The sequence below is a fragment of the Mycobacterium sp. EPa45 genome, from assembly GCF_001021385.1.
GTDB lineage: Bacteria > Actinomycetota > Actinomycetes > Mycobacteriales > Mycobacteriaceae > Mycobacterium.
Window position 1 is genome coordinate 2,784,319 of sequence record NZ_CP011773.1, and the last position, 16,536, is coordinate 2,800,854.

At 67.5% G+C, this 16,536-nt stretch carries 14 protein-coding genes; 8 read left to right on the forward strand and 6 right to left on the reverse strand.

All coding sequences use genetic code 11. The annotated features are described in order from the left end of the window. Window positions 1-11: 11 nt before the first annotated feature. From AB431_RS13275 to ribD, 6 genes are read left to right on the forward strand one after another with little or no spacing between them, the layout of a single operon-like run. Window positions 12-1,817: a DUF2207 domain-containing protein gene (locus AB431_RS13275; protein ID WP_047330310.1), complete on the forward strand. Its 1,806-nt coding sequence runs from the start codon at window positions 12-14 to the stop codon at window positions 1,815-1,817. Then, a complete protein-coding gene (locus AB431_RS13280) occupies window positions 1,811-2,347 on the forward strand; it encodes a LemA family protein (RefSeq protein WP_047330311.1) in 537 nt (178 codons plus the stop codon). The genes AB431_RS13275 and AB431_RS13280 overlap by 7 nt, the downstream gene beginning before the upstream one ends. A gap of 4 nt (window positions 2,348-2,351) precedes the next feature. Next, window positions 2,352-3,281 carry a methionyl-tRNA formyltransferase gene (gene fmt / locus AB431_RS13285; RefSeq protein ID WP_047330312.1) on the forward strand — a complete coding sequence of 310 codons (930 nt, stop codon included), beginning with the start codon at window positions 2,352-2,354 and terminating at the stop codon, window positions 3,279-3,281. After that, the gene (locus AB431_RS13290; RefSeq protein ID WP_082135670.1) at window positions 3,278-4,759 is read left to right on the forward strand and encodes an RsmB/NOP family class I SAM-dependent RNA methyltransferase; all 1,482 of its coding nucleotides are present in this window, start codon (window positions 3,278-3,280) and stop codon (window positions 4,757-4,759) included. The genes fmt and AB431_RS13290 overlap by 4 nt, the downstream gene beginning before the upstream one ends. Further along, entirely contained in the window at window positions 4,759-5,442 is a 684-nt protein-coding gene (gene rpe, locus AB431_RS13295) for a ribulose-phosphate 3-epimerase (protein WP_162489412.1), read from the forward strand. The genes AB431_RS13290 and rpe overlap by 1 nt, the downstream gene beginning before the upstream one ends. Then, the gene (gene ribD / locus AB431_RS13300) at window positions 5,439-6,458 is read left to right on the forward strand and encodes a bifunctional diaminohydroxyphosphoribosylaminopyrimidine deaminase/5-amino-6-(5-phosphoribosylamino)uracil reductase RibD (RefSeq protein ID WP_047330313.1); all 1,020 of its coding nucleotides are present in this window, start codon (window positions 5,439-5,441) and stop codon (window positions 6,456-6,458) included. The genes rpe and ribD overlap by 4 nt, the downstream gene beginning before the upstream one ends. Here ribD and AB431_RS13305 read toward each other — a convergent pair. The 5 genes from AB431_RS13305 to AB431_RS13325 form a co-directional block, all read right to left on the reverse strand. Then, the gene (locus AB431_RS13305; protein WP_047330314.1) at window positions 6,455-7,444 is read right to left on the reverse strand and encodes an ATP-binding cassette domain-containing protein; all 990 of its coding nucleotides are present in this window, start codon (window positions 7,442-7,444) and stop codon (window positions 6,455-6,457) included. The genes ribD and AB431_RS13305 overlap by 4 nt on opposite strands. Window position 7,445: 1 nt before the next feature. Then, on the reverse strand, window positions 7,446-8,495 hold the full coding sequence (locus tag AB431_RS13310; protein WP_047330315.1) for an ABC transporter permease: 1,050 nt from the start codon (window positions 8,493-8,495) through the stop codon (window positions 7,446-7,448). A 38-nt stretch (window positions 8,496-8,533) separates the two neighbouring features. After that, the gene (locus tag AB431_RS13315) at window positions 8,534-9,088 is read right to left on the reverse strand and encodes a type 1 glutamine amidotransferase domain-containing protein (RefSeq protein ID WP_047330316.1); all 555 of its coding nucleotides are present in this window, start codon (window positions 9,086-9,088) and stop codon (window positions 8,534-8,536) included. Window positions 9,089-9,152: 64 nt separating this feature from the next. Next, entirely contained in the window at window positions 9,153-10,718 is a 1,566-nt protein-coding gene (locus AB431_RS13320) for an MFS transporter (RefSeq protein ID WP_047330317.1), read from the reverse strand. 14 nt (window positions 10,719-10,732) lie between these two features. After that, window positions 10,733-11,431, reverse strand: a complete 699-nt coding sequence (locus AB431_RS13325) for an LppX_LprAFG lipoprotein (protein WP_047330318.1) — start codon at window positions 11,429-11,431, stop codon at window positions 10,733-10,735. Window positions 11,432-11,561: 130 nt separating this feature from the next. On the opposite strand from AB431_RS13325, the gene AB431_RS13330 reads away from it, so the two are divergent. Then, complete coding sequence (locus tag AB431_RS13330; RefSeq protein WP_047330319.1) at window positions 11,562-12,161, forward strand: riboflavin synthase; 600 nt, start codon at window positions 11,562-11,564, stop codon at window positions 12,159-12,161. Between the two features lie 400 nt (window positions 12,162-12,561). Here AB431_RS13330 and AB431_RS13335 read toward each other — a convergent pair whose 3' ends face one another. Continuing rightward, entirely contained in the window at window positions 12,562-13,047 is a 486-nt protein-coding gene (locus AB431_RS13335) for a hypothetical protein (protein ID WP_144418251.1), read from the reverse strand. On the opposite strand from AB431_RS13335, the gene AB431_RS29545 reads away from it, so the two are divergent. Continuing rightward, window positions 13,022-16,252 carry an Ig-like domain-containing protein gene (locus AB431_RS29545; RefSeq protein WP_052960281.1) on the forward strand — a complete coding sequence of 1,077 codons (3,231 nt, stop codon included), beginning with the start codon at window positions 13,022-13,024 and terminating at the stop codon, window positions 16,250-16,252. The genes AB431_RS13335 and AB431_RS29545 overlap by 26 nt on opposite strands. Window positions 16,253-16,536: the final 284 nt, after the last annotated feature.

Consider the following 16,536-nt stretch of genomic DNA (forward strand, 5'->3'; position numbering starts at 1 on the left):
GGGGAGGCGGAATGAAGTGGACCGGCCGGATCATCCGGCTCTCGATCGTTTTGCTGCTCATCGTCATTGGGTTGCTGTGGCCACTGGTGTTCACTGGCAGCTCGCAGGGTGGTCCGACATCGGACCCGGTGGTCATCACCGACTACCACGCCGAATTCGTCGTGGACCGCGACGGGCGGCTGGACGCCACCGAGATCATCACCGGCGAGTTCCCCAGCGGCCGGCACGGCATCTTCCGGTACTGGGACGTCGCCAACGTCAACAGCACGCATGTCCGCCAGCCACCCCGGATCACCGAGATCCTTCTCGATGACCGCCCGGTGCCCTACAAGTTGTCGTGGGAGAACGGAAAACGCTTCCGGGTGGCCAAGATCGGCGATCCGAACCAGTACCTCGACTACGGCACCCACGTCTTCCGGATCCGCTACACCATCGATGGCGTTCTCGACCCGGGCAGCACCGGCGCAGGTAAGACGTTCGCCTCGTCGACCGGTGAGGTGTCGGCGCGCTCGGCGTTCTTCTGGAACGTCGTGGCACCGGCCTGGAACAACAGCATCGAGCGGGCAGACATCTCGATCTCGCTGCCCGGCGGCGTCACCGGTGCCCAATGCTCGGTGGGCTACGGCGTCGGCCGCACCTGCGACGACCTGACCGTCAACGGTGACCGGGTCCACCTGTCGGCCACCAACCTCGACCCGCGCACCCCGGTGACCGTGCGTGCCGGCGTCGACGTGCCCACCCCGCCGCGCGCCGAACTGCCCTGGAGCTACAAATGGGATCCCATTCTCGGCGAATCCCTGCCGACCGCGCTGTGGCTGGTGGGCGTATCGCTGGCCGCCGGCCTCGGCGCCTTCCTGTGGTGGCGGACGACAGTCGAGCCCGCACCCGGGTTCCCGCTGCAGTACGCGCCGCCGCCCGGCCTCGGGCCGGTGCAGTGCGAATACATCCGCACCGAGAAGGTGCCGGCCAACGGGCTGACCGCGACCCTGTTCTACCTGGCCGAGCGCAAGCTGATCAGCCTGCACCAGGTCAGCGACAAGAAGTGGACCATCACCGGCAGTGCGCCGGCCGCGGCGTGGGCTGATGTCGACCCGGTCAGCGTGGATGTCGGTGCGGCACTCAAGATCATCGGGCCCGAGGCCCGCTTCGATGCAAACGGCACCGTGACCGCGGGCAAGAAACTGTCCAGTGCCAAGGAGGACATGGCCGCGGCGGTCAAGAAATGGGCGTTCGACGGGCTGATGGTCAAACGTTCCAAGGAGCTGTGGCTGCGGTTCTTCAACTTCCTCGCCCTCGTGCTGGCCGTCTGCGCCTTCATCTGGTCGCCGATCACACTGTGGGGTCTGCCGTTCGCTCTGTTCTTCGTGTTTTCGACCAGATCCTGGACCGACGGCGTCGGTAGCCGGCGCACCGCTGCCGGTCGCGAGCTGTGGTCGCAGGCCGGCGGCTTTCACCGGATGCTGTCCACCGACTCGGCCGAATCGCGTTTCGACTTCGCCGCCCGCAAGGATCTCTACACCGCCTACATCCCGTTCGCCGTCGCCGGCGGGGTGGCCGCGTTGTGGGCCCGCAAGTACCAGACCGCGACCGGCGAGGTCGATCCGCAGCCCGACTGGTATCACTCGTCGTCGGGCACCGGTTGGCATGCCGCGAGCAGCGGGGGTGCTAGTTTCGACAGCTTCGAGTCGGCGTTGTCGTCGTCGATCGGCGCCTACACCGCCTCGCAGTCCTCGTCGTCGTCCAGCAGTGGCGGCGGCGGGTTCAGCGGTGGCGGCGGAGGCGGCGGCGGTGGCGGAGGAGGAGGCGGATCATGGTGAGCTTCGTGCTGATCGTGGTGCTGGTGCTCGCGATCCTGGTGCTGATCGGATTTGTGGTGGGCTACAACAAAGTTCGCGCGGCCGACGTCCGGGTCGACGAAGCCCTCGGCGGCATCGATGTGCAGCTCACCCGGCGGGCATCGCTGATCCCCGGCCTGGTGCAGACCGTGCAGTCCTTTGCCGCCCACGAGAAGGCGATCCTCGACCACGTCGCCGACGCGCAAACCGCGCTGGCCGCTGCGACCACGGGAAAGTCTGTGGCACAACGCAGCTCGGCAGAGAAAGAGTTCGACAACGCGGTCGGCCAGGTGCTGGCACTGGGCCAGACCTACCCGCAGCTGAACTCGTCGAACAACTTTCTCAACCTGCAGCAGAACCTGGCCGACACCGAAGACAAGCTCGCGTTCGCCCGGCAGTACTACAACGATGCCGTGGCGACCGTCAACCGGTTGATCACCACGATTCCGACGATGTTCGTCGCGCCGATGGCCGGGGTGTCGCAGCGCGAGTTCTACCAGGTGCCAAAGTAACGGTATGCGAATCGTTTTCGCCGGCACACCCGAACCGGCACTGCCGTCGCTGCAGCGGCTGATCGACTCACCGCGCCACGACGTCATCGCGGTGCTCACACGGCCGGATGCCGCCGCCGGCCGCCGCGGCAAACCGGCGCCGTCACCGGTAGCGCGCCTCGCCGACGAGGCGGGCATCCCGGTGCTGCGCCCGGCGCGGCCGAACTCTCCGGAGTTCATCGCCGAGTTGACCGAACTCGCGCCGGAATGCTGCGCGGTGGTGGCCTACGGCGCGCTGCTGTCCGAGGCGCTGCTGGTCGTGCCGGAGCACGGTTGGATCAATCTGCACTTCTCGCTGTTGCCGGCCTGGCGGGGCGCCGCGCCGGTGCAGGCTGCCATTGCTGCTGGCGACTCAGTCACGGGAGCAACAACTTTCCTGATCGAACCCAGCCTGGATTCCGGACCGGTCTACGGCGTGGTGACCGAGTCGGTACGGTCCACCGACACCTCAGGTGATCTGCTCGACCGGCTGGCGGTGTCGGGTGCCGGTCTGCTCGAGGCAACGCTGGACGGTATCGGCGACGGCACGCTGACCCCGGTGCCGCAGCCCGCCGACGGGGTCAGCGTGGCGCCGAAGATCACCGTCGAGCAGGCGCGGATCTCCTGGGACCTGCCCGCCCATGTCGTCGACCGCCGGATCCGCGCGGTCACCCCCAATCCCGGCGCCTGGACGATGATCGGCGACCTGCGGGTCAAAGTCGGCCCGGTGACGGTCGACGAATCAGCTCCGGCGCTGGCACCGGGGGAGATCACTGTGGACCGGTCCGGCGTCCGGGTCGGGACCGCGTCACACCCTGTGCTGCTCGGTCAGGTGCAGCCGCCCGGCAAGAAGCTGATGAACGCCGCCGACTGGGCGCGTGGCGCCCGGCTCGACGAGGCGGTGCGGGCATCATGAGCGATCGTCCTCAGCGCGGCGGTGACAGGCGGAAGCCGCAGGGCGGCAAGGGATTTCAGAAGCGTGACAACACCGGTGGGCCGCCCGGGCGGGACCGCGCCCAACAGCGCCCGCCGCGCCGCCCCCGGCGTACGCCGCTGGATCCGGCCCGTCAGGCCGCCTTCGACGTCTTGCGTGCGGTGTCCGAACGAGACGCCTACGCCAATCTGGTACTGCCGTCGATGCTGGCCGAGCGCGGTATCCACGGCCGCGACGCGGCCTTCGCCACCGAACTCGCCTACGGTACCTGCCGCACCCGGGGCCTGCTCGACGCCGTGATCGCCGCCGCGGCCGGACGCCCGATCGACCAGATCGATCCGGTGCTGCTGGACCTGCTGCGCCTCGGCAGCTACCAGCTACTGCGCACCAACGTCGCCGGCCATGCTGCGGTGTCCACCACCGTCGAGCAGGCAGGCATCGAATTCGACAGTGTGCGAGCGGGTTTCGTCAACGGAGTGTTGCGTACCATCGCCGGTCGCGACGAGGCTTCCTGGGTGGCCGAGCTGGCGCCGTCGAAGGAAACCGACCCGGTCGGCCACCTGGCGTTCCTGCACGCCCACCCGCGCTGGATCGCCCAGGCGTTCGCCGACGCACTCGGCGCCGCCGCCGGTGAACTCGACGCCGCCCTGGCGGCCGACGACGCTCGCCCCGGTGTGCACCTCGCGGCGCGCCCGGGTGTGCTGACCGCCGAGGAGCTGGCCGCCGACGTCGGCGGAACGGTCGGCCGGTACTCGCCCTACGCGGTCTACCTCGGCGGCGGCGACCCGGGCCGGCTGGCGGCGGTGCGTGACGGCAAGGCGCTGGTGCAGGACGAGGGCAGCCAGCTGGTCGCCCGCGCGCTCACGCTGGCCCCGGTGGTCGGTGAGGACGGCGGACGCTGGCTGGACCTGTGCTCGGGGCCGGGCGGCAAGACCGCGCTGATCGCCGCGATCGCCGCGCGGCAGGAGGCGCGCGTCACCGCGATCGAGCCCGCGCCGCGGCGCGCCGACCTGGTCGAGCAGAACACCCGTGGCCTGCCGGTCGAGGTGCTGCGGATCGACGGGCGCGAATCCGGTCTGGAGGCCGGCAGCTTCGACCGGGTGCTGCTCGACGCTCCGTGCACCGGGCTGGGCGCGCTGCGACGCCGTCCGGAGGCCCGCTGGCGACGTACCCCGGCCGACGTCCCGCTGCTGGCCAAGCTGCAGCGCGAGCTGCTGACCGCCGCGATCGCCCTGGTCCGCCCCGGCGGCGTTGTGCTTTACGCCACCTGTTCCCCGCATCTGGCCGAGACGGTCGGGGTGGTGTCGGATGCGCTGCGCCGCCATCCGGTCACCGCGCTGGACACCCGGCCGCTGTTCGACCCGGCCGAGCGGCTCGGCGAGGCGTCGCATGTGCAGCTGTGGCCGCACCGGCACGGCACCGACGCCATGTTCGCGGCCGCTTTGCAGAAGACTGTTTAATGGCTGCCATGAAACCGCTGATCGCCCCGTCGATCCTGTCCGCCGACTTCGCCCGCCTGGCCGACGAGGCCGCTGCGGTGGAGGGCGCGGACTGGCTGCACGTCGACGTGATGGACGGCCACTTCGTGCCCAACCTGACTCTGGGCCTGCCGGTGGTGGAGAGTCTGCTCAAGGCAACCGATATTCCGATGGACTGCCATCTGATGATCGACGACCCGGACCGCTGGGCGCCCGGATACGCCGAGGCAGGCGCGTACAACGTGACGTTCCACGCCGAGGCGACCGACAACCCGGTCGCGGTGGCCCGCGACATCCGCGCCGCCGGCGCCAAGGCGGGCCTGTCGGTCAAGCCGGGCACCCCGCTGGAGCCCTACCTCGACATCCTGCGTGACTTCGACACGCTGCTGGTGATGTCGGTCGAGCCGGGCTTCGGTGGGCAGAGCTTCATCGCCGAAGTGCTGTCCAAGGTCGCGACAGCACGGCGGCTGGTCGACTCGGGTGAACTGACGATCCTGGTGGAGATCGACGGTGGCATCAACGCCGACACGATCGAGCAGGCCGCCGAGGCCGGCGTCGACTGCTTCGTCGCCGGCTCGGCGGTCTACGGCGCCGGTGACCCGGCCGCCGCGGTCGAGGCGCTGCGCCGGCAGGCCGCCATCGCCTCGCAGCATCTACGGATATGACGGCACCCACGCCGGCGGAGGTCGACGCCGCGATGCGGCTGGCCATCGAGGAGGCGCAGCGTGTCAAAGGGGCGACGTACCCAAATCCGCCTGTGGGAGCGGTTGTTCTGAGTTCCGAGGGTGAGGTTGTCGGTGTCGGCGGCACCCAACCGACCGGCGGCCCGCACGCCGAGGTGGTCGCGCTTCGTGAGGCAGGGGAGCGCGCCGCCGGCGGCACCGCAGTCGTCACCCTCGAGCCGTGCAACCACCACGGGCGCACGCCGCCGTGCGTCGACGCCCTGATCCAGGCCCGGGTTGCGGCCGTCGTGTACGCCGTCGCCGATCCCAATCCGGTGGCCTCAGGCGGCGCAGATCGATTGCGCCAGGCGGGGATTGCCGTGACCGAAGGAGTAGGCGCGGAGGCGGTGCAGGGTGGACCGCTGCGCGAGTGGCTGCACAAGCAGCAGACCGGACGTCCGCACGTCACCTGGAAATTCGCCACCAGTGTGGACGGCCGCAGCGCCGCCGCCGACGGGTCGTCGCAATGGATCACCAGCGACGCGGCCCGCGCCGATCTGCATGTACGCCGCGCGGCGTGCGATGCGATCGTCGTCGGCACCGGCACGGTGGACATCGATGACCCGACGCTGACCGCCCGGCTGCCCGGCGGTGGACTGGCCGACCGCCAGCCGCTGCGGGTGGTGGTCGGTAAGCGCGAGATCTCGCCGGAAGCCAATGTGCTCAACGCTGATTCGCGCACGATGGTGATCCGCACCCACGATCCGCACGAAGTCATCCGGGCCCTGTCCGACCGCACCGATGTGCTGCTCGAAGGTGGCCCGACACTGGCCGGTGCGTTCCTGCGGGCCGGCGTGATCGACCGGATCCTGGCATACGTCGGGCCGATTCTGCTCGGCGGTCCGATCACCGCCGTCGACGACGTCGGTGTGCCCAGCATGGCGCGGGCGCTGCGGTGGCGTTACGACGGAGTCGACCGCATCGGGCCCGATCTGCTGCTGAGTCTGGTGCCGGGCTAGTCCGTCAGCTCCTTGTGTTCGACGATCTCCCGAGATCCGGTGGCGCCCAGCTTCTCCCGGAACGCCTGCACCGTGTATCCGACCACCGACGCGTCGGACCTTGCTCGCGCCGTCGCCGAGCGAGGTAGCCCGAATACCGGTCCCATTTCGCCGAAATAGTCGCCCGGTCCGGCGACCTTCAGTAATTCTTCACCGCCGCTTGACAATTCGCGGACGATCTCGACCTCACCGGTGGACACCACGTAGATGCAGTCACCCAGGGTGCCCTGCTCGAAGAGCACCTGGCCGGCTTTGAGGTCGACGTTCTCCGGCTCGTGCTCGGTGTGGGTGAGGTGCGGCATCAGCTCCACCACCCGGTCGGCCATCGGCAGCATCCGGGTGTCGTGCGTGGCGACGACCACCACCCGGTCGCCGGCGGCCAGCTCGCGGATCAGCGCCAGCACCTCCTCGACCTGGATGTAGTCCAGATGGGCGGTGGGCTCGTCGGCCAGGACCAGCGGCGGGTCCAGTGCGATCGCCCGTGCGACGGCCACCCGTTGCTGCTGGCCGCCGCTGAGGTCGCCGGGCCGGTGCCGCATCCGGTCGGCCAGCCCGACCCGCGCCAGCAGTTCCTCGGCCCGTTGCCGGGCCTCGGTGCGCGGCACCTTGGCCGCACGCAGCGGCACCATCACGTTCTCCAGCGCGGTCAGGCTGGCCACCAGGTTGAACGCCTGGAACACGATGCCGACGGTGCTGCGGCGGTAGTGCGACAGCGCGCGCTCGTCGAGCTTGGTCAGGTCCACGTCGCCGAACTCGATGCGACCTGCCGAGGGGCTGAGGATCCCGCCGAGGCACGACAGCAGAGTGGTTTTCCCGCATCCGCTGGGCCCGAGCAGGATCGCCAGCGAACCGGCGCTCACGTCGAGGCTCAGGCCGTCGATCGGGCGCACGGCGTACTCGCCGCGGGAGTACTCCACGACGAGGTCTTTGATCCGCAGGTCGGCCATGTCAGGGCCCTCCGAACGCGAGCGCCGGGTCGACGGACACCGCGCGGCGCAGGCCCGCAACACTGGCCAGCAGACCTATTGCCACCGCCAGGACCGGCAGCGCCACGAACGCCACCGTCGGAATGTCGACGCGCATCGGGAACAGCGGACCCAGAACCACCGACAGCACACCACCGAGCAGCGCGGCCAGGACGGCCACGATCACCGCCTGCACGGCGAGACCGCCGAGAATCGAGCGGGACGGCACGCCGACGGCCTTGAAAACAGCGAAGTCCCTTGTCCGTTCGATGGCCGAGACGTAGATCATCGAACCGACGATCATCGCTGCGACCACCCACAGCAGCCCGGCCATCAGCGTCATCGCCTGACGTGCACCCTTGAGCGCGCGGGACAGGTCCTCGACGGCGCCGTCACGATCGACCGTGCGGAAACCGTTGGGAATCGACGCGGGTGTTCCGTTCAATCCGATCGAGGACAGCAACTGCTGGCCGGAGAACAACAGCTGCTGTGCGCCTTCCACGGTCAGGAAGATGTTCGGCTGGCCGGCCAGTGCCGTCGAATCATCCACGATGCCAACAACTTCCATTGTCCGCGAGCCGATTTCTACCCGAGCCCCAACCGGACGGTCCATCGTGCTGGACACCGCCATCTCATACGGCAGGGTCGGCACCCGGCCGACGGACATCGCGGGCATGCCCGGTCCGCGCGGCAGCACGCCGAACACGTTGACATTGCGCGCCGAGCCACCGTCCGGTGTGGTGGCGCTGCCGTACACCATCGGCACGGCGGCGGTGAGGCCCGGGATCTTCACCACCTGCTGCAGCTGGGCTGCCGGGAACGGCGACGAGCCCAGGAACGGGCCTGGCGCACCGGTTTTCACCAGATACCGCTGGAAGCCGAGAGCGTCGACCGTGCGGGTGGCCTCGACCCGAAATCCGTTGGCCAGTCCGGTGAGAACCAGCGTCATCGCGAACACCAGGCCGGTGCCGACGATGGCAATCACGAAACGTCGCTTGCGCCACTGTAAATCTCGCAGGGCGGCGATCAGCATGTCGAACCGCGCATAGGTGCGACGTTACCGACGCCGGGCTAGCCGGCGAACGCTTCCACCAATTTTCCGCAGAAAGCCGGCAGATCGTCGGGCTTGCGGCTGGAGATCAGGGTGTTCGGGCCACCGGTGCACACCACGACCTCCTCGTCGACCCAGTCCGCGCCGGCATTGCGCAGGTCCGTCTGCACGCTGGGCCACGATGTGATCCGGCGTCCTTCAACGACGTCGGCCTCGACGAGCGTCCACGGTCCGTGACAGATGACGGCCACCGGCTTGCCCGCCTCGAAGAAGCCTTTGACGAGGTTGACCGCGGCCGGTTTGGTGCGCAGCAGGTCGGGGTTCGCAACCCCTCCCGGCAGCACGAGTCCGTCGTAATCGGAGGCCGAGACCGCGTCGGCGGCCTTGTCGGCCTCGAACGTGTCAGCGGGAGTGAGGTGGTTGAACGCCTGGATCTTGCCGACCTCGGTGGACACCAGTTCCGGGGTGCCGCCGGCCTGCTCTACGGCCTCCCACGGCTTGGTCAGCTCGACCTGCTCGGTGCCCTCGGGGGCAACCAGGAATGCGATCTTCTTGCCGGAAAGTTCGTTGCTCATGGTCGGTCGGGTACCCGCCGACCCGCGGGTCGATACCCGCGCATCGAAGTTGGCCGAAAAGGCGCTAGTGCGAAGCGGTTAGCGACGACTCGGCCGGCGCCTCATCGGTGTGTGCCTGCTTGCCACCGATGAACAGGGCCAGTGCGGCGCCGACCAGACACACGATCACGGTGACGAAGAAGATCGAGCCGTATTGCATGGCGAACGCGGTGCGGTAGCGCTCCGCCTCGCCCGCGATCTTGGCGGCCAGGCTGTTGCCACCTGGGCTGGGCAGTGTGGCCAGGATCTGGTTGAAGCGGTACAGGCCCCACGCACTGAGCGCCGCGACGCCGATCAGCATGCCGGTCATGCGTGCGACCACCACCAGCGAGGACGCGATGCCGTGCTGGGCGGCCGGGACCACCCGAAGCGCAGCCGAGGTGAGGGGCCCGATGACCAGACCCAGCCCGAAGCCGGCCAGCGCCAGGTCGGTGTCGATCACTGGCAATGACACGAAGCCGAGATCGTGATGGGTGGTTGCCACGTTGGTGCCCCAGTGCGACACCAGCAGGTACGCGCCAGCGGAGATCAGCATGCCGACCACGGCGACGATCCGGTCGCCGATCCTGGTCGCGATCCAGCCGCCGATGAGCGCACCGATCGGCAGCGCAATCAGGAAGTGCAGCAGCAGGAACGCGGCCTGGGTCTGGTCCTTGCCGAGAACGCCCTGGCCGAACAGCTCGACATTGACCAGCGTGACCATCAACGCCGCGCCCGCGCACAGCGAGGTGCCCAACGAAGCCAGGAACGGCACGAACCGGACACCGGCCGGTTCGATCAACCGGGTGCGGGCGAAGCGCTCCCATACGAAGAAGGCGATCGCCGCAACGACGGCGCCGACGACCAGGATCAGGCCGTGTGGCGGCAGCAGCGTCTTGCCGTCGGGCGACGGGTTGTACAAGCCGACGACGGCCAGGCCCAACGCGATCGCGAGCAGGATGCCACCGACCAGGTCGACTCTCTCGGGGTCCGCGCTTCGGTCGTGGGAGGGCAGGCTGAAATGGATCAGCACCATCGCGACCACGGTGAGCGGCACGTTGATCCAGAACACGTCCTGCCACTTGCCCAGCAGCAGCACCACTCCGATGCCGTACAGCGGGCCGAGCACGCTGCCCAGCTCCTGGGCGGCGCCGATGCCGCCGAGCACCGCGGCACGGCTGCGCGCGGCCCAGAGGTCGGCTGCGAGTGCGAGCGTGACCGGCAGCAGGGCGCCGCTGGCGATGCCCTGGATGAGTCGGCCGATGACCAGCATGGTCAGGTCCGTGGACATGGCCGTCACCACCGAACCGACCGCGAAGGTGACCAGGGACAGTTGCAGCACGAGCTTGCGGCCGAACCGGTCGGAGAGCCGGCCCAGCAGCGGCATGGCGGCGATGTAGCCCAGCAGGTACCAGGTGATGATCGGGGTGACCTGCTGGATCTTGTTCACCGGGATGCCGACGGTCGACATGATGTCGACCATGATCGTGACGACGACATAGGTGTCGAGCGCCCCGAGCAGAACCGCCAGGCTGCCGGCGCCGATCGCGATCCGGCGGCTGCGGCCAGATGTTCCCGCCCGGTGGGCGGCGGTGTCCGGAGACTCAGCCATCACCAAGCCCCCCGTCAGACGGCGGGCTTGCTGACGGTGACCGGCTTGTCCCACTCCGACAGCGTGATCTGGATGCTGCTGCCATTTCCGGTGTCGGCCTTGGCCTGAACCAGCTGATGCGGGTCGGCCTTCTGGATCCACACGGTGGCGGGCAGCGGGCTGGTCGCCTTGAGCGGGATCAGCTTGTTCATCGCGTCGGCGCTGACCTTGCCGGTGATACGGACGGTATCCACGCCGTTGATGGTCTCGCTGGCCTCCGACTTGGGATCGCTGATGCTGGCGAGCCAGTTGGCCAGCCCGTTGTCCGGGTTGAGGACCACCGAGGGATCGTAGATGTCCTTGGCCGGGCCCATGTCGAGCCAGTTGTTAGGGGTCAGCGCTGCGTAGAGGGTGCCGTCGAGAACGACGAGCTGGATGTCGACGTCCGAGCCGCCCATCGAAATCGTCGAGTTCCCGGACACCGCGGTCGCGGGCACGTTGGTCAGGTCGCCGGTCAACTTCTTGACGGGCAGACCCTCGATCTTGCCGCCGACAGTGATGTCGAGGTGGGCGCTCTTGAGGCCCTTGGTGACTCCGATGGACTGCTGCAGCAGTCCGGCGGCGTCGGGTAGCGGTTCGGCTGGCTTCGACGAGGACGAGCAGCCCGCGACGAGCAGCGCTGCTATTGCGAAGAGGGCGGCAAGGACGGCGAACATTCGGCGGCACGTCGGCATAGGTGCATCGTAGAGGGTCGGGATGACCAGACCCGCGCCAGCGGCTCGCGCAGACCTGATCGCGCACTATCTGAGCTGGGGTTTTGCCGGGGGAGGGCGAGTGTCGTCACGCCACGGCTAGATTGGGCGCGTGTTCACCGGAATCGTCGAGGAACTGGGTGAGATCGTCGGTAAGGATGACCTGGCCGACTCCGCCAGGTTCGTCATCCGCGGGCCCGTCGTCACTGCCGATGCCCGCCACGGCGACTCGATCGCCGTCAACGGTGTCTGCCTGACCGTTGTCGAGGTGCTGCCCGGGGGGCAATTCAGCGCCGACGTGATGGCTGAGACGCTCAACAGGTCCAGCCTGGCCGCTGTCGACATCGGCAGCGCGGTGAACCTGGAGCGCGCCGCCGCGGTCAACAGCCGGCTCGGCGGGCACATCGTCCAGGGCCACGTCGATGGCACCGGACACGTGGTGTCCCGCTCGCCGTCCGAACACTGGGAGATCGTGCGGATAGCCCTGCCGCCGGAGTTGTCTCGCTACGTGGTGGAAAAGGGTTCGATCACGGTCGACGGCATCTCGCTGACGGTATCCGGGCTTGGCGACGACTGGTTCGAGGTGTCGCTGATCCCGACGACGCTGGCGCTGACCACGCTGGGCCGTGCGCCGGTCGGCACGCCGGTGAACCTCGAGGTCGACGTCATCGCCAAATACGTGGAACGTTTGCTCGCCGACCGCGAACGGTGACGACAGCCGCACACTAATCAATTGATCAGTACGGACGTTTGCTGCTGACTTACCCGTAAGTGAGTTCAAAGGAACGGCCGCCTATCGAATTCGCTGCTCAGCGACCCGCGCGATCTCACGCTCAAATTATCCTTGGCGAAAATGCCCGGCAGTGTTAGGTTGCGGGCAGAAGTTTCCGCTGCGTCTCCCCCAAGCAAAGTGTGTGAGCCGCGTCACTGCGTCACGTGAGTGTCGGCACGCCTCGATGATTCGGAGGGTCGGTGAGTTCCAAGAAGCGCGTCGGTCGTCACCGGAAGCAGGCGGCCCGCCATCGCAAACAGATGGCTCGCGACCGGCAGCGCGCGGCTCGCAACGGCATCCTCGCAGCGGCGGTGGGGGTCGGTCTGGCGGTCGCGGCGGGTCAAGGAGTGGCGTCGGCTGCCACCGATGGTGCTTCGCCGGATTCCCCGGCCAAGGCCAGTCCCGCGGCTGATGCCGGAACTCCAACGAAATCGACGCGGACGACCGCAACGGCAGGACCCGCGCGCAAGCGCCCCGCTGCCAGGCAACCGTCAGCAGCTCCCCGTCCTTCCTCCACCGCAACCGCCGCGAGTTCGAGCACCACCACGGCCACCACCACGGCCAGCCCCTTGACCGGCAATGCGAGCCCCACCGATGCCGCGGCGCCCCCGCCCGGCTCGGCAGTCCAGTCGAGCCCCGCAGCCTCCACCGTGGCGGAAACTCCAGAGACCGTCGCGGCACCTGCCGCCCCGCTGCAGTCGGAGAAGTCCACGACGGCCGCGGCGAAACCGGTCGCCGCCGCGTCGGCGACCCCGACCGCCGCGGCGACCCCGGCAGCGGGATCGGCGCCCTGGTACTTCATGGGCGTGCTGACCAGGGCGGTCAACCGTCTCGCCGGCTGGCCCGGCTTGCCGCACGACTTCGTCACGGTGACCAATCACTTGACCGACCAGAGCCTCGACGCCCTCGACAATCAGCTCGACGCCCTGATCGCCGGCGCGGTCGCGGGCAGCCCGGCACGATGGATTCCCGACCTCGGCAGCATCCTGGGCCTTTTCATCAAGCCCGCGATCCCCAGCTACACGTTCACCGACACCCTGAACGCGATGGGTGACTTCCTCAACCGGATCGTGCCGCCGTTCAACATCTCCCCGGGGGCGGGCACCTTCGGCGTCATCACGCAGTACAAGATCATGGGCGCCGCCGTGGTCGGAACCGCAACTGTCTTGTCCGACATGCTGAATGGCGTCTACGACCCCGCCCAGTGGGAGATCGACGTCATCAAGACGACCACCGGCGCCACGGTCACCAGGGCTGACCTCAGCGACTCAACCTCACTCGAAGCGAAGATCGCCGCCGCGCAGGCTGCGGCCATTCTGACGCTCGGGCTCAGCGACGGCGGCGCCTACTACGACCCGACGCGGGCCTGGAATATCACACTGCCGACCTGGACTGCCGCGCAGACCAATCCGTTCACGGTCGTGGCCTACGTCGCGCTGGTAGCGATGTACAAGCGCTTCCAGGAAGTCGCCGCCCTCACGACGTTCACGACGAGCACGACTTACGACAGTTGGCTCTACACATTGAGTTTGGGCGGTGACAGCACCCGCTCCGAGTACGCGGCAGGCACGTTCCACGCCGTGGACCCGGATGGCAGATCGGTGGACTTCGGGACGTCGCTTCTCGGCACCTTCACTTCGGCAGGTGGCGGACTGGTCACCATCAACTCCAGCAACGGCGGATTCACCTACACGAACACGCTTCCCGGCGCGGCCTTCTTCCACCGGGCGACGTCTGAAAATGAAGCCGACAGATACGACACCGTGAACATCCCGGTGACGTCCGCGGACGGCGTCAAATACACCGTCACCTTCAGCATCAAGATCATCGACGGGTCGAACAGCGCGCCCACATCGTCTCCGACCACGGGCGCCGCAGACGGCCTCGGCGTCGTGCGGGGCAGCGTCGGAGGCAGTGACTCCGACGGCGACACCTTGAGGTACTCGCTGGTCGGCTCGTCGGTCAACGGCCTGAACAACAACTCTGCCTACACCAAGAACGGCGCCGGTAACGGCGGCATCGTCACGCTGGACCCGACCACTGGTGCTATTACCTATGTTTCGTCCGCGACCGCAGGCGCCACGCAGAGCTTCCAGGTGCAGATGACCGATGGTCACGGGGGCACCACCATCGCCACGGTCACGGTGGCCAACACCACATCGATCACCCCGGGCAACCTCAATACCTCGACCCCGTACGTCGTGACCGGTTCGGTGCCGGTCCCGAGTGGTGATGCCGGCATCTTCACCAGTTATGCACTGGGCACCAGCCCGACGAATGGCACGGTGACGTCATTCAATCCGATTACAGGCGCATTCACCTATGTCTCCAGCGCGGGCCGTACGACGGCCAACAGTGATGTCGTCACAGTGATTGCCACCGACGCCAGCGGCCGTACCGTCACCCTGAAACTGGCCGTCAAGCCGTCGGTCGTCAACACCGCGCCGGTGGGTACCGGTGTGACAGTGGGCAGTTCGTCGCTGACCCGCATATTCGGTCCCTACGATCGGCAGGATACGACCGGCACGCTGAAAGCCACTGACGCAGAAGGCGATACGCTCACCTGGTCTGCCGGGACCTACACCACGGCCAACGGCGGTACGATCACCGTCGCCGCCAACGGCGCGTTCACCTACTCGTTGCAGAAGTACGCGTGGTTCGGGATTTCGGACAGCTATTGGCACGACCACGCTGTCGCCGGCGACCCCGGTGACACGATCACAATTGCGGTCAGTGACGCGTACGGCGGTACCACCAACGTGACGTACTCGATCCCGATCGAAAAGCAAAACGCAGCACCGACTTTGAGCGGATCGGTAAGCAGCTCGAGCACCAGCGGTCTCGGTGTGGTGCGCGGCACCATCGCGAATGGCTCTGACGGTGACGGCGACACCCTGACCTATAGCTTGGTCAATGCCTCCGGGGGATCGGCGTACGCCACAGGCGGCGGCATCGTCACGATGAGCGGCACGTCATTCACCTACATCCCCAAAGTCGGGGTCGCGTCGGACACGTTCCAGGTACGGGTCGACGACGGGCATGGCGGGGTCACGACAGCGACGGTCAGCCTGAGCGGCCTGACGACGCCGTCGCCGCAGATCAACACCAACACCTCGGTTGGTGTGGTGAATGGCCAGCTGAATGTCCCGGCCGGCGACACGGGTCTGGGGTTGACCTACAGCCTCGGCACCGGTCCGTCGAAGGGATCCGTCACCGTCAACCCCAATGGTTCCTACACCTACACCCGGACCGCCGGCCTGGGTCACACGACGACCCCGAACGATTCGTTCACGATCAGAGCCACTGATGCCAGCGGTAAGTCGGTGATCATCGCCACGATCAACGTCGCCCCGACGGTGACCAACGCGGCCCCGACGGCCGGCACGACGACGATCGCCACCTCCAATCTGCAAGACAACCGGGTCCTGGGTATCGGCAACCTCAAGCAGACGACCACCGGCACGCTGCACGCGAGCGACGCCGACGGCGACACTCTCACCTACACGGCGGGGACGTTCACCACGGCGAACGGTGGATCGGTGACGCTCAACGCCGACGGGACCTTCACCTACACCGTCGACAAGGGGTACTCGTACTATCACGCCGCGGCGAAGATCGGGGCCAGCGGCAACGCCGTCAGTGACACCTTCAGTGCGACGGTCAGTGACGCCTTCGGCGGCTCGACGACATATACGGCGGTCGTCCCCATCTACGCCGCCAACACCGCTCCGACACTGTCCAGCGGGATCCGTTGGGCTGGAAGCAACTTCCTCGGTACCTACACCTACTGGACGTCGGTCTCCGGCAGCGATAGCGACAGCGACTCGATGAGCTACGCCATCACCGCCCAGCCTGCGCACGGCAGCGCGAGTTATGACTCGTTCCTCGACGTCCTCAACACCAGCGGCACCCGGACCGGCGACACGATCGTGCTGACCGTGTACGACGGCTACTACGTGGTCAGTAACGGGGTGGTGACCGGCACCCCGGCGAGCTACTCGGTCACCTTCACCGCGCAGCAAAACGCCTGACCCTATATCGCATCTGCGTTTACTTGTATGCATATTTGCTATATCTGTTCTGCTGTGCAGATGCTCAGCGCCGATTGCCGACACGCCGACGGCAATTCGGGGCTAAAACCCCAGGTGGACGGACCGCGCCTAAATTTGACTGAGACAACCTTTGGAAAAATCTTGTAAGCAATGTTACGTTGCGGGACGGTCAAGAAAGTGGCGCGTGTCTCCCATGCTGGATTGCGTGAGTCCCGTCACACCGGACACGCGTCGGGAGATTGGTTGAGTTCCAAAAAGCACGC

Excerpts from the sequence above, each read along its gene's own strand:
- AB431_RS13305 (WP_047330314.1), bottom strand. The coding sequence starts at position 7,444 with ATGGCCGACCTGCGGATCAAAGACCTCGTCGTGGAGTACTCCCGCGGC.
- AB431_RS13310 (WP_047330315.1), bottom strand. The coding sequence starts at position 8,495 with ATGCTGATCGCCGCCCTGCGAGATTTACAGTGGCGCAAGCGACGTTTC.
- ribD (WP_047330313.1), top strand. The coding sequence starts at position 5,439 with ATGACGGCACCCACGCCGGCGGAGGTCGACGCCGCGATGCGGCTGGCC.
- rpe (WP_162489412.1), top strand. The coding sequence starts at position 4,759 with ATGGCTGCCATGAAACCGCTGATCGCCCCGTCGATCCTGTCCGCCGAC.
- AB431_RS13280 (WP_047330311.1), top strand. The coding sequence starts at position 1,811 with ATGGTGAGCTTCGTGCTGATCGTGGTGCTGGTGCTCGCGATCCTGGTG.
- fmt (WP_047330312.1), top strand. The coding sequence starts at position 2,352 with ATGCGAATCGTTTTCGCCGGCACACCCGAACCGGCACTGCCGTCGCTG.
- AB431_RS13275 (WP_047330310.1), top strand. The coding sequence starts at position 12 with ATGAAGTGGACCGGCCGGATCATCCGGCTCTCGATCGTTTTGCTGCTC.
- AB431_RS13290 (WP_082135670.1), top strand. The coding sequence starts at position 3,278 with ATGAGCGATCGTCCTCAGCGCGGCGGTGACAGGCGGAAGCCGCAGGGC.
- AB431_RS29545 (WP_052960281.1), top strand. The coding sequence starts at position 13,022 with ATGGGCGTGCTGACCAGGGCGGTCAACCGTCTCGCCGGCTGGCCCGGC.
- AB431_RS13325 (WP_047330318.1), bottom strand. The coding sequence starts at position 11,431 with ATGCCGACGTGCCGCCGAATGTTCGCCGTCCTTGCCGCCCTCTTCGCA.
- AB431_RS13315 (WP_047330316.1), bottom strand. The coding sequence starts at position 9,088 with ATGAGCAACGAACTTTCCGGCAAGAAGATCGCATTCCTGGTTGCCCCC.
- AB431_RS13320 (WP_047330317.1), bottom strand. The coding sequence starts at position 10,718 with ATGGCTGAGTCTCCGGACACCGCCGCCCACCGGGCGGGAACATCTGGC.